9 protein-coding genes are annotated in these 12,553 nt (G+C 45.4%); 7 read left to right on the top strand and 2 right to left on the bottom strand.

The genetic code is table 11. The features are described from left to right. Nucleotides 1-59: 59 nt before the first annotated feature. Complete coding sequence (locus DXN04_RS15125) at nucleotides 60-440, bottom strand: transmembrane 220 family protein (protein ID WP_116854181.1); 381 nt, start codon at nucleotides 438-440, stop codon at nucleotides 60-62. 203 nt (nucleotides 441-643) lie between these two features. On the opposite strand from DXN04_RS15125, the gene DXN04_RS15120 reads away from it, so the two are divergent. The 7 genes from DXN04_RS15120 to DXN04_RS15085 all read left to right on the top strand — a co-directional run bounded on the left by DXN04_RS15120 (nucleotide 644) and on the right by DXN04_RS15085 (nucleotide 12,354). Then, nucleotides 644-2,044, top strand: a complete 1,401-nt coding sequence (locus tag DXN04_RS15120; protein ID WP_116854180.1) for an RtcB family protein — start codon at nucleotides 644-646, stop codon at nucleotides 2,042-2,044. 3 nt (nucleotides 2,045-2,047) lie between these two features. After that, the gene (gene prfH / locus DXN04_RS15115) at nucleotides 2,048-2,659 is read left to right on the top strand and encodes a peptide chain release factor H (protein WP_116854179.1); all 612 of its coding nucleotides are present in this window, start codon (nucleotides 2,048-2,050) and stop codon (nucleotides 2,657-2,659) included. 579 nt (nucleotides 2,660-3,238) lie between these two features. Then, on the top strand, nucleotides 3,239-6,484 hold the full coding sequence (locus DXN04_RS15105; RefSeq protein ID WP_116854177.1) for a SusC/RagA family TonB-linked outer membrane protein: 3,246 nt from the start codon (nucleotides 3,239-3,241) through the stop codon (nucleotides 6,482-6,484). A gap of 21 nt (nucleotides 6,485-6,505) precedes the next feature. Then, nucleotides 6,506-8,290 carry a RagB/SusD family nutrient uptake outer membrane protein gene (locus tag DXN04_RS15100; RefSeq protein ID WP_116854176.1) on the top strand — a complete coding sequence of 595 codons (1,785 nt, stop codon included), beginning with the start codon at nucleotides 6,506-6,508 and terminating at the stop codon, nucleotides 8,288-8,290. A 130-nt stretch (nucleotides 8,291-8,420) separates the two neighbouring features. Then, a complete protein-coding gene (locus DXN04_RS15095) occupies nucleotides 8,421-9,860 on the top strand; it encodes an FG-GAP repeat domain-containing protein (protein WP_116854175.1) in 1,440 nt (479 codons plus the stop codon). A 421-nt stretch (nucleotides 9,861-10,281) separates the two neighbouring features. Next, nucleotides 10,282-11,160 (top strand): EboA domain-containing protein, encoded by an 879-nt coding sequence (locus tag DXN04_RS15090; RefSeq protein WP_116854174.1) that lies wholly within the window; start codon nucleotides 10,282-10,284, stop codon nucleotides 11,158-11,160. 210 nt (nucleotides 11,161-11,370) lie between these two features. Then, nucleotides 11,371-12,354: a TatD family hydrolase gene (locus DXN04_RS15085; protein WP_116854173.1), complete on the top strand. Its 984-nt coding sequence runs from the start codon at nucleotides 11,371-11,373 to the stop codon at nucleotides 12,352-12,354. Here the strand turns inward: DXN04_RS15085 and DXN04_RS34790 are convergent. Then, a complete protein-coding gene (locus tag DXN04_RS34790) occupies nucleotides 12,351-12,515 on the bottom strand; it encodes a hypothetical protein (protein WP_158569031.1) in 165 nt (54 codons plus the stop codon). The genes DXN04_RS15085 and DXN04_RS34790 overlap by 4 nt on opposite strands. Nucleotides 12,516-12,553 lie beyond the last annotated feature (38 nt).

Raw genomic sequence — 12,553 nt, 5'->3', positions numbered from 1 at the left:
TTAACAGTTTCGTTGCTCAGGTCCGGGCACAATGAAAAATTCGGGCATACACTCTTACCTTATCTCCCTGCTTTTTTACGCCCGGCATAGATGTAATTAATGGCCAGTACAGCGATCAGGATGAAGAGTCCAAAGAACTCCCTGGTTTCTTCAATCCATGGCTGCGAAGCTTTCATTGTTTCTGCAATGTTTTCTCCATGATGTTTGGTGGCCCAGTCCAATACGCCATTCTGGTCAAAGAACTTATACACTGCGTAGCAGATGTATACAATGATACCTGCGATGTAAGCCTTCCTGTAGAATTTTCCCCTGGCTGCCAGTGCGCAACATGTAGCACCATATAGATAGATCGGCATCCAGACATATGGATCCGGGTCGTTGTATTGCAATCCTGCGAAGATGATGAAAAGGATGCACCAGATGATATTGAATAATTTCATTTCACCAATATATAAAAAAAATATACCTTTGCGCCGAATTCCTTATTTCATCACTTTTTAAAACACAAGGAATCATGCTGAACTGTACCCACATATCACCCATCGATCTTGCCGCTTAGTCCGGCAGGACACCCCGTTTCCCAATTAATTTTTCCTGAATAAAATTTAGTTGCGGCATTGCTATGCCCGCACGAAGCATTCTTATGAGCAGTTTAAAAGCTAAAGAGCTCAGCAGGATCGGCTATACAGACGATCGTGCCCGGAGCCTTGTTATTAATATATTTTCCAAACATTTTAAACATCATTCAAAGGAAGCGGCTATTGCGCTTTTGAATGATATTAAAGAGCGCCCCGCTACATATCGTGACGATGAGGTACTGGGGAAAATAGCAGCTACTTTCCTGGATGAAGTACCTGTAAAAACATTCCGTGCGCACACATTGCTGGAAGATGCAGGTGATGTGAAAGTATATGGTGCCAAAGAGATAGAAGCAGGTGCCAGAAGACAAATGGAAACAGCGATGACGCTGCCGGTAGCGGTGCAGGGAGCTTTGATGCCTGATGCGCATACCGGGTATGGATTGCCTATTGGTGGTGTACTTGCTACACACAATGCGGTGATTCCATATGCAGTAGGTATTGATATCGGGTGCAGAATGGCACTCTCTATTTTAGATACCGGTGAAAGTTTTATGAAGCGATATGCTTTCCAGCTGAAAACTGCATTGAAAGAATTCACTCACTTCGGACTGGAGGGTGGATTGGATATTGAGCAGGAACATGCGGTATTGGATCATCCTACATTCCAGGCAACAGCATTGCTGAGAAAACTGCAGGGCAAGGCTGCCAGGCAGTTAGGTACTTCAGGTACCGGCAATCACTTTGTGGAATTTGGCCTTATTTCTTTGCATGAGGGCAATGCGCTGGGGATTGCTGCCGGTGAATACCTCGCGCTGTTATCCCACTCAGGTAGCAGGGGATTAGGAGCCAGCGTTGCGCAGCATTATACAAAGATTGCGATGGACACCTGTAAGTTACCCAGGGAAGCGCAGCAACTGGCGTGGTTAGATATGGACACGGAAGCAGGGCAGGAGTATTGGATGAGTATGCAGCTGGCAGGAGATTATGCTAAAGCATGTCATGACAGGATTCATGCAAATCTGCTGAAGGCAACGGGTTTGCAGGCGCTGGCCACTATCGAAAACCATCACAATTTTGCCTGGGAAGATACTTTGGCCGATGGTCGTAAAGTGATCATTCATCGTAAGGGAGCTACTCCCGCACATGCTGGTGAATTGGGGATCATACCTGGCAGTATGACGACTCCTGCTTACCTGGTATCAGGGAAAGGCGTACCCGCTTCCTTATATTCTGCTTCACATGGTGCAGGCAGGGCGATGAGCCGGAAGCGTGCAAAAGAGAACGTCACCATGTCTGCCCTGAAGAAGATGCTGGCTGATGCCAACGTCACGCTTATTGGTGGTAGCGTGGAAGAAAATCCGCTGGCATACAAAGATATTGAGCGTGTGATAGATGCACAGCAGGAGCTGGTAAACATTGAGGGAAGATTCATTCCCCGTATTGTAAGAATGTATAAAGAATAAGTAATGGACAAAGCCATCATACAAATTACCTCCGGCAGGGGGCCTGCGGAATGTAGCAGGGTGGTAGCCAGGGTAACTGAAAAGTTATTTGCACAATGCCGTAAAGCCGGAATTGAAATTGAATTACTGGATAGTACACCGGGTGACCTGAAAGGCACTTTCTTATCCACATTGTTGTCCGTGAGCGGTGATATCGATAACTTATATAAGGAGTGGGCGGGTACTGTTCAATGGATTGCCCGTAGTCCGTATAGAAAGTTTCACAAGCGAAAGAACTGGTTTGTGGGGGTTGCTTTTTTTGACATCGCAAAGCAAATGCAGTTCAATATGGCTGATGTGAGAATGGAAACATGCAGGGCATCGGGTCCGGGTGGGCAGAACGTGAATAAGGTGGAAACAGCGGTTCGCGGTACGTATCTTCCTTCCGGCATACAGGTGCTGGCTATGGATAGCCGTTCTCAATGGGAGAACAAGCAACTTTGTCTGAAAAGACTGGAAGCAAAAGTACGAGCCTGGCAGGGCGAGAAACTCGTTCAACAGCAGCAGGAACAGTGGCAGGAGCACAATGAACTGGAGCGTGGGCGTGCTGTGAAGACGATTGAAGAAGCGCTGTAAGGAATACTTAGTAAATTGAGTAATTGTACAAAGGAGATGATTGCAAAATCGTTGTAAGGATTGCTTACTGCCTTTAGTAATTGTACAAAGAATACTATTGAAAAATTGTTGTAAGGATTACTTAGTTAATTGATAACTGTACAAAATACATTTAATAATTGCCCGCTTTCACCGTATGGTAAAAGTGGGCATTTTGTTTATTAAAAAAAATTCTTTGCATAAAACAAATGAATGTGTTAATTTGGTAAATGTAACCAAAGTCTAATCCACAATTTTTATAAACGTTATGACATGACAACAAGCTGTAGTATGTAGTTTGAAAGCCTGTGCTTTGTGCCCACCCGAATTAGTGCTGTAGTAAATACCCTTTAATATAAACCTTGACCGGAATTGTAACACATTTTTCACTGCGTTCGCGGGCAGTGCGATGAGCATTAGTATCTCAAAGATTGGCATTATTGCAAACCCTTTTAATTACCCGGATTATGCTGTAACCGGCTCTTATCGCTGTGTCTTTTTCTCAACAAAAGGACCCCGATCAGGCCATTCATTCACCTAAAAAAAACAACGTTTCACGTTATGAAGAAACATGTATGCCGCACCATTATATGGTGCTGGGCCTTGTTGCTGCTTGCCGGTAACGTCCTCGCCCAAACCCGTATAACTGGTAAAGTTACTGACAAAGCCACCGGTAATCCCTTGCCCGGTGTAACTGTTGCAGTAAAAGGTTCTAACAGAGGTGGTGCCACCGATCCCAATGGCCATTACGCTTTACAGGCTAAAAAAGGCGATGTCCTCGTCTTCTCTTTCGTCGGCTATAATTCCCAGGAAGTTCCCGTAGGTGATGGACCTACAGTCGACGCTGTGCTGGCAGAAAAAATCGGTTCTCTTGATGAAGTAGTTGTGACAGGTTATGCTGTGCAACGTAAAAAAGACCTGACAGGTGCTGTATCTGTTGTAAACGTAGAACAGATCACACGTCAACCCACTGCACAGGTGAGCAACCAATTGCAGGGCCAGGTATCCGGTATCATGGTGCTCGGTTCCGGTCAGCCCGGAGAAGAGCCACAGGTACGTATCCGTGGTGTGAATACTTTTGGTAATAACACCCCGCTCTATGTAATTGATGGAGTACCTACTCAAAACATTGTGGACATCAACCCGAATGATGTGGAGTCCATGCAGGTACTGAAAGATGCAGGTTCTGCCTCCATCTATGGTGCCAGGGCGGCAAACGGTGTAATCATCATTACTACTAAAAAAGGAAAGGCCGGCAAAGTAAGAGTGACATACGATGCTTACTATGGTCGCCAGGTTCCTAAAGGTGGCAATGTATGGCACCTGCTCAACTCACAGGAACAGGCTAACCTGAAATGGATGGCGCTGAAAAATACAGATCCGAATGTTGTATACAACGATGGATTGTATGGCTCCGGTGCTACTCCTGTATTACCTGATTACATTGCTCCCGGTGGTCTGAAAGAAGGTGACCCTGGTACGGATCCTTCTCTTTACAAGGTAGATCCATACTATAAAAACCCTTCAGACCTGGATGGTTTTTACCGTATTACCAGGGCGAATAAGCAAGGTACTGACTGGTTCCATGAAATCTTCAAACCTGCGCCAACTACCAGTCATAATATTTCTGTAAGTGGAGCAAGTGACCAGGGTAGTTACTTCCTCTCTTTCTATTATGCTAATCAGCAGGGTACTTTAAAAAATACTTACCTGAAGCGTTACTCCATCCGTTCTAACAGCAGCTTCAATATCGCAGAGCATGTGAGAATTGGGGAGAACCTCGAGTATTCTGTGATCGACAACCCACAGATCGATGCGCTGACTGAAGGTAGTGGTATTGGTATGGCATTCCGCGAACAGCCTATCATTCCTGTATATGACATCAAAGGCAACTATGGTGGTTCCTTCAGTACAAACAGTGCGCAGCTGGGTAACGCGCGTAACCCGGTTGCTATCCAGGATCGTATCCGCAATAATAAAGGTATAGGTAATCGCCTCCTGGGTAATGTGTACGTGGAAGCTGATGTACTGAAAGTATTCACACTCCGTACCTCATTCGGAGGTGAAGTCTTCTCCGCAAGTACACATACATTCACCTTCCCGGAATATGAAAATGCGGAAAACAATAAGGTGAATTCATTCACTGAAGGTGCCAGCAGTGGTTACAACTATACATGGACCAATACCCTGACTTATCATCAGAAATTTGGCAGACACAATGTTACTGCGCTGATCGGTTCTGAGGCTTATGATAACCATGGCCGTTCACTCACCGGTACTACGCAGAGTTACTTCATTTTCGATCCTAACTTTACCAATCTATCCACTGGTACAGGTACTGTGACCAATGGCAGTGGTACTTATTCAGATGGATTATTCTCCCTGTTTGGTCGTGTGGATTATAGCTACCACGATCGTTACCTGCTGGGTGCTGTGATTCGTCGTGATGGTTCCAGTAAGTTTGGTGACAACTTCCGCTATGGCTGGTTCCCGGCTGTGAGCGCAGGTTGGCGTATTTCTCAGGAGAATTTCCTGAAAGATGTTTCCTGGCTGTCTGATTTAAAAATCCGTGGTGGTTATGGTATCATGGGTAACCAGTTGAACGTGGAAAGTGCAAATGCATTTACACAATATGGTCTGAACAAAGGTTCTTCCTTCTATGACCTGAATGGTACATCTAACACACTTGTATCTGGTTTCACCAAAACGCATATTGGTAACCCGAATGCGAAATGGGAAAGCAATGTTAACTCCAATATCGGTATCGATGCGAGTTTCCTGAAAGGTAAACTTGAAATGAGTGTTGACTACTACAGCAAGAAAGTAAAAGACCTGCTGTACAAACCTGAGATCTCTGCTACTGCGGGTCGTACAGATCCTCCTACTGTGAACATTGCACAGATGGAGAACCATGGTATCGACCTCTCCTTAACAGCTACAGGTTTACACCTGACCAAGGACCTGACAATGAAAGCCAATGCAACGCTGACTACTTTCAAAAACAAGATCGTAGCTATTTCTTATGACGCGCCTTACTTTGACCAGGAGTCACGCCGTTTCAATGGTAGCTTTATCATCCGTAATGCAGTAGGTCAACCTGTATCCAGCTTCTATGGTTATAAGGTGATTGGTTTCTGGAATTCAACTGACGAGATCAATGCTGCCAATGATGAGGCAGAGAAAGCCACAGGTGTGACAGGTGCAGAATACCAGTCACAGGCAGCGCTGGGTCGTTTCCGTTATGCGGATAGCAACGGTGATGGTCATATTACTGAAGCTGACAGAACTTTCCTGGGTAATCCAAACCCGGATTTCAGCTATGGTCTGAACCTGGAACTCGATTATAAAAACTTTGATTTTACCATTTTCATGTATGGTGTACAGGGCAATGAGATCTGGAACCAGGTTCGCTGGTGGACTGACTTCTATGCAAACTTTGCAGGTGCAAAGAGTAAGACAGCCCTCTACGATTCATGGAGACCTGATCACCACAATGCTACAGCGCCTATCCAGGAAAATGGCAACTCTTTCAGTACGAACAACGTTCCTAACTCTTACCTCGTAGAAAATGGTTCTTACCTCAGAGCGAAGAACATTGGTCTGGGTTATACATTGCCTACTTCGGCATTAAAGAGAATAGGTATTGATCGCTTCCGCATCTATGTACAGGCAGCGAACCTGTTCACCATTACGAAGTATAAAGGTATAGATCCTGAGATCTCTGGTGGTACTACCAACTTCGGTCTGGATGAAGGTGCTTATCCTAATCAGCGTCAGTACCTGGTGGGTGTAAATGTTGGATTCTGAAACTGTTAAAAATCGCTAACAATGATAAAATCAAAATATATAGTCATAGCGGCAGTGATGTCAACTGCCATACTGGTAGATGCGTGCAGCAAGAGTTTCCTGGAGCGTAGTCCCCAGGGAGCATTGCAGGGTTCTGATCTGCAGAACAAAGACGGTATTGAAGCATTGCTTGTAGGTTCTTATGCTGCACTGGATGGGCAGAGCAGTGGTACTACCGCGCTGAATGGTGGTAACCCCTGGGAGGCTGCACCGAGTAACTGGATTTATGGTAGTGTAGCTGCCGGAGATGCGCATAAAGGTAGTGATGCGACTGACCAGCCGCCGGTGAGCCAGATTGCTGTGGGTAACTTTGATCCAAGCAATGGTTTCTTCAATACTAAATGGCAGGTTTTATTCGAAGGTGTATCCAGGGTAAATACATTGTTGTCTTTACTGCCTGATGCTACGGGTATGACGGATGCGGAGAAAACCGGTGTGAAAGCACAGGCATTGTTCCTGCGTGGTCATTACTACTTTGAACTGAAGAAGATGTATGACAAAGTTCCATGGATAGATGAGACGAACATGGAAGATTATAAGCAACCTAATAATGTGGATATCTGGCCTAAGATTGAAGCTGATTTCCAGTTTGCTTACGATAACCTGCCGGAAACACAGAGCAGTGTAGGTCGTGCTAACAAGTGGGCGGCTGCCTGTTATCTTGCTAAGACTTATGTATTCGAAGCAAAATGGACAGCTGCAAAACCTCTCTTTGATCTCATTACTACCAAGGGGCAGACATCCAATGGATTGCCTTATGGCCTGACAGATCGTTTTGAGGATAACTTCGATCCTGCTGCGAAGAATAATAAGGAATCCGTATTTGCCATCCAGATGACTGCCAATGATGGTACCGGCTCTATCGCCAATGCCAATCAGGGTGAGATGCTGAATTTCCCATACAACAGTCCATTTGGTTGCTGTGGATTCTATCAGCCTACACAGGACCTGGTGAACTCTTATCGTACAGATGCTACTGGTTTGCCTTACCTCGATGATTATAATGATCATGCTGTGAAGAATGATATGAAGATCTTATCTACAGAGCCATTCACACCAGATGCAGGTAACCTGGATCCAAGATTAGACTGGACGGTAGGTCGTAGGGGTATTCCTTACCTGGACTGGGGTAATCACCCTGGTCGTTCATGGGTACGTGACCAGGATTATGCGGGTCCGTATGCTCCTAAGAAGAATGTATACTGGCAGTATAACCAGGATAAGTACAAGGATCCGAATTCATGGGCACCGGGATCTGCACTGAACATTGTGTTGATTCGTTATTCAGATGTATTGCTGCAGGCAGCAGAGACAGAGGCTAACCTCGGTAACTTTGGTACAGCTGAGACTTATGTAAACCAGGTACGTACCAGGGCTGGTAAACCGGCTACTGCTGTGTACAAATACACCAATGATGCAACACCGATGGGTGGTTTCTCGACTACGCCGGCTGCTAATTATGTAGTAGCACCTTATCCTGCCGGTACCTTTGCTACTGGTGGTAAAGATTACGCCCTGAAGGCCATTTACTTTGAGCGTAAGCTGGAGCTGGCAATGGAAGGGCAGCGTTACTTTGACTTAGTACGCTGGGGTATTGCAGCTACTGAGCTGACCAAGTTCTTTGCGTATGAGTCCAAGATTACGACCGACATTACAGGTGGTAAGTTTGTGTCAGGCAGAAATGAGCACTACCCGGTTCCTCAACGTCAGATTGACCTGAGTGTGAGTGGTAGTTCAAAAACATTGGAACAAAATCAAGGTTATTAATAAAAAAAACTAAAAGTTCTCATTGAGTGATGAATGAGCCCGTCAATACGGGAGCCTCTTAATCCGGGGCAGTTGAATTACGAATGGCGGCCATGTGCTGCCATTCGTAATTTTATTTAACTTGTAATGTATGCTTAGATATATTCCCTTTTTATTCCTCGTTATTTTCATCTCTTGTAAAAGCAGGCCCAAAGGCGAGGTGCTGGCTGCTAAGTATTGTAGTAGCTGTCACATGAAGGTGTCTCCGGCTTTGTTGGATAAAGCTACCTGGTTAAAACATGTATTGCCGGCGATGGCACCTAAATTAGGCATTGGTGTGTGGGATGATAATAAGTATTATCCCGGAAAAGGAGGGATCTCTATTGCTGAATGGAATGAGATTGTGAATTACTATAAGGAGTTGGCACCTGATTCCCTGAAAGCTACGACACCTGCATTGAAAGCAGATACAGATCATTTTGTGGTGCATGCACCTGTTGTGGAAGACACGATTTACAGAGCCACTACTACCATGGTGTCCATTGATCCGTTTACGGGGAGGGTGTATTCCAGTGCTGAGAATGGTCATATAGCCGCATTGTATAAATGGGAAGGTGTTCAGTACCAAAAGGTGCTGGATCTGCAATCGACCGGGGTGGATCTGAACTGGATTGCTCCTGATACGGGTATTCTCACCTGTATTGGTAATCTGAGGGCGGTAGATCAGCTCTCAGGTGTCATCTGGAGGGTGAGCCCGCTTTCCCCGGAGGAGGAGAAGGTGCATACTATAGCGATGGGCTTGCCGAGGCCGGTGCAGACTATCCCGTTTGGGAAGGAGTATATCAGCCTGGGGTTTGGGCATAAGAGTGGGGGGCTGTATCTTTTAAATGAGGAAACCCGGAAAACGATCCGTGATGTGCCAGGTGCTATTCATGCGGAGGTCGGTGATTTCAACAAGGATGGTTATCCCGATGTCATGGCCTTGTTTGCATATGATGATGAGGGAATCTGGTTGTTCCTGAATGACAAAAAGGGTGGGTTTACGGGTGAGCCCCTGCTACGTTTTCCCCCGGTGTATGGTTCGACCAGTTTTCAATTGGCCGACCTGAACAAGGACGGCAAGCTGGATATCATCTATACGGCTGGTGACAATGGGGATTACTCGATGATTCTCAAGCCTTACCATGGGGTATATATCTTCCTGAACAAGGGAAATTTCAAATTTGATGTGGATAAACCTGATTTCTTCTACCCGGTGAATGGTTGTACCAGGGTGATTGCGGCTGATTTTGACCAGGATGGCGACCTGGACCTTGCAACGATTGCTTTCTTTGCGGACTTGAAAAACAACCCGGCGGAGAAGTTTATCTATTTTGAGCAGAAGAAGGCCTTATCATTTGAGCCTCATGCAGTTGCGGGACTTGCCTCCCAGGGTAGATGGCTTTGCATGGCGGCAGGAGATTATGATAAGGATGGGGATCTTGACCTGGCATTAGGCAGCTATTCGAGGGGATTTATCATCCAGGATGGCTATGAACCGGCCTGGAATATACATACGCCATTGGTCCTGCTGGAAAATAAGAAAAAATGAGCAGGCCCGGCCTTACTCATCAATTAAATAGTAACTTAAGTTGACATTTTTTTTACATGATAGATCACAGTTGTAACAAATAAATCCTTATATTGCATACACAACAACAGGTAAGAAATCTAAATCGTGGCTCGCTGACTAAGAGATTAGGCCCATGTATTGATTATATTTTCCTGGACACATATTGATAGCAACCTTGAACAATACGCTTGTATTGTTTAAACTATAAAGATACTCCTGATTGAACTGATCAGGTTTTAGAATGGCGGAAGGAGAGGCACAGTGTGCCTCTCTTTTATTTATAACTGATTTAAATAACCTATGATACAGCCATTTAAATTGCCACGCTACCTTTCGTAACTCTTTTATTATTTTACATCATATTCTGCTAACTTTAAAGTCAGACAATCAGGGTCTCAAGATGGAACCATACTATTATGACAGTGCGCTGGTAAGTAACCGAATACACGCCATCATCGCAGCGCACGCCACGCCACAGGCGCTTAACTGGTTGCAACAACAGTTAGCGTTACTGCAGGAAGCGAAGACTACTCAGCGCTTCAATATTACTTTCACGGCAATGCCTCGTTTCACGGGCAAAACACCTATACCGGATACACATATTCCCGAAGCGAATAACTTTTTCATTTATGGGTATACGTTAGATCGTCTTGCACGTATCTGGTGGTTGCTCCAGTTGCCTTCGGAGGACCGGTCACGTTATATCGCTGCTATTGAAGATCTTTTTTCGGCAGCAGATATGAATGAGCAGATCACACTGTATGGTGCATTGCCATTGCTGGCATACCCCGGGGAGTGGAAACTGCGTACGGCTGAAGGTGTCCGCTCAAACATAGGCGGGGTGCTGGAAGCGATCATGGTACACAATCCATATCCGGCAAAGTACCTGGATGAACCGGCCTGGAATCAGCTGGTGATGAAGGCGATCTTTACTGATAAGCCGGTACACCTGATCACGGGTCTTGATGAACGTGCTAATCTGCAACTGGCGCAGATCCTGCGTGATTATGCGCATGAACGCTGGGCAGCAGGCAGGAAGATTAACCCGATGTTATGGCGTTTGATTGCTCCTTTTATTGACAATGAGATGATGCCTGATATCAACCGGATCTGGGCATCGGACCAAATTGTAGATAAGGAAGCTGCTGCACTGGCCTGTGCTCATACGGGATTTGCACCTGCAAAAGCGTTGTTGCAACAATCGCCGGAACTGGCGGGTGCTATTGCCGATCAATCGTTGACATGGGTGACGGTTGCTGAAAAAGCAAGCGTATTGTAGCAGGTGAAAGCAAGGAATTAAAATAATCCACGAACAATCTGCAGTTAAACGGGCAAAGGTATAACCGGTTTTCATTATATCAACCTGCGAAAAACCGGAATTAATACCGAATAGCATAAACGTGTATCACACGTAAAATGTAGATCCTGTAAACTTGCATAGTTAACATTGATTTAAACTTATTCTCAGGTCTCAAGAAAATATTTTGACATGTGTTGTAGTCACGAACTGAAAGAAACAGCCCAACCATTAACGATGGTTCCCGCGTTTATGGAGCATATAAAAGGCATGCAATTCTTTGATCCGCATATCCATATGACAAGCCGCACCACTGATGATTATCAGGCAATGGCAGCGGCTGGTATTACTGCAGTGATAGAGCCGGCTTTCTGGTTGGGGCAGCCCCGTACCGGAGTGGATACTTTCAAGGATTATTTCAACAGCCTGATCGGCTGGGAGCGCTTCCGCTCTTCACAATTTGGGATCAAGCATTATTGCACGATTGGATTGAACAGCAAGGAAGCCAACAATGAAAAACTGGCGGAGGCTGTGATGGAAATATTGCCGCTTTTCATTTACAAGGAAGGGGTCGTAGGTGTGGGTGAAATTGGTTTTGACGACCAGACCCCGGCTGAAGAGAAATATTATCGTGCACAGTTGGAACTCGCTAAGGAAGCGGGTTTGCCAGTGCAGATCCATACGCCACACAGGGATAAAAAGAAAGGCACCACACGTAGTATGGACATCGCCATTGAGCATGGGATAGATCCTAAAATGGTAATTGTAGACCATAACAATGAAGAAACCGTAAAAGAAGTACTGGACAGGGGTTTCTGGGCTGCGTTTACTATTTATCCATTTACCAAAATGGGGAATGAGCGCATGGTGGAAGTTGTAAAACAGTATGGCAGTGAGCGGATTATGATCAATTCTGCTGCAGACTGGGGGATCAGTGATCCATTGGCTGTACCAAAAACAGCGGCCCTCATGCACGAAAGTGGTATTGACTCGAATGACATTCATTTGGTAACTTTCCGCAACGCTATAACAGCCTTTGCCCAAAGTGGGCAAATTAATGAAGCGGATTTTGAGATGGTAAAGCAGATAGACCAGAGCCTTAAGTTCAACGGAAGTACTGTTTTACGCGGTGGTCAACAACCTTTCCGTAACGCTCAGTCTACTATTATTAGTTAAACAGCAGTATTAAGAATGTGACGAATGTCCTGACTAAAGCCAGGCAGGTCGTAAGCCATAGCCAGGTGTTTTAACCCGGCAGGGATTTGTTCGTCGTGCTGACAATTAAACCATGTATGTGAATATGGATCAATTGCAATTGGTATTTCGTCATTCGTCATTGAGAAAACCCGTGTACCCGGTGAATTATATTATTAGC

This window comes from Chitinophaga silvisoli (genome assembly GCF_003412465.1).
GTDB lineage: Bacteria > Bacteroidota > Bacteroidia > Chitinophagales > Chitinophagaceae > Chitinophaga > Chitinophaga silvisoli.
Note: the sequence above shows the minus strand (reverse complement) of the source record. Positions and strands in the feature narration are given on the sequence as shown.

Excerpts from the sequence above, each read along its gene's own strand:
- DXN04_RS15085 (WP_116854173.1), top strand. The coding sequence starts at position 11,371 with ATGTGTTGTAGTCACGAACTGAAAGAAACAGCCCAACCATTAACGATG.
- DXN04_RS15100 (WP_116854176.1), top strand. The coding sequence starts at position 6,506 with ATGATAAAATCAAAATATATAGTCATAGCGGCAGTGATGTCAACTGCC.
- DXN04_RS34790 (WP_158569031.1), bottom strand. The coding sequence starts at position 12,515 with ATGACGAATGACGAAATACCAATTGCAATTGATCCATATTCACATACA.
- DXN04_RS15105 (WP_116854177.1), top strand. The coding sequence starts at position 3,239 with ATGAAGAAACATGTATGCCGCACCATTATATGGTGCTGGGCCTTGTTG.
- DXN04_RS15095 (WP_116854175.1), top strand. The coding sequence starts at position 8,421 with ATGCTTAGATATATTCCCTTTTTATTCCTCGTTATTTTCATCTCTTGT.
- DXN04_RS15090 (WP_116854174.1), top strand. The coding sequence starts at position 10,282 with ATGGAACCATACTATTATGACAGTGCGCTGGTAAGTAACCGAATACAC.
- DXN04_RS15120 (WP_116854180.1), top strand. The coding sequence starts at position 644 with ATGAGCAGTTTAAAAGCTAAAGAGCTCAGCAGGATCGGCTATACAGAC.
- prfH (WP_116854179.1), top strand. The coding sequence starts at position 2,048 with ATGGACAAAGCCATCATACAAATTACCTCCGGCAGGGGGCCTGCGGAA.
- DXN04_RS15125 (WP_116854181.1), bottom strand. The coding sequence starts at position 440 with ATGAAATTATTCAATATCATCTGGTGCATCCTTTTCATCATCTTCGCA.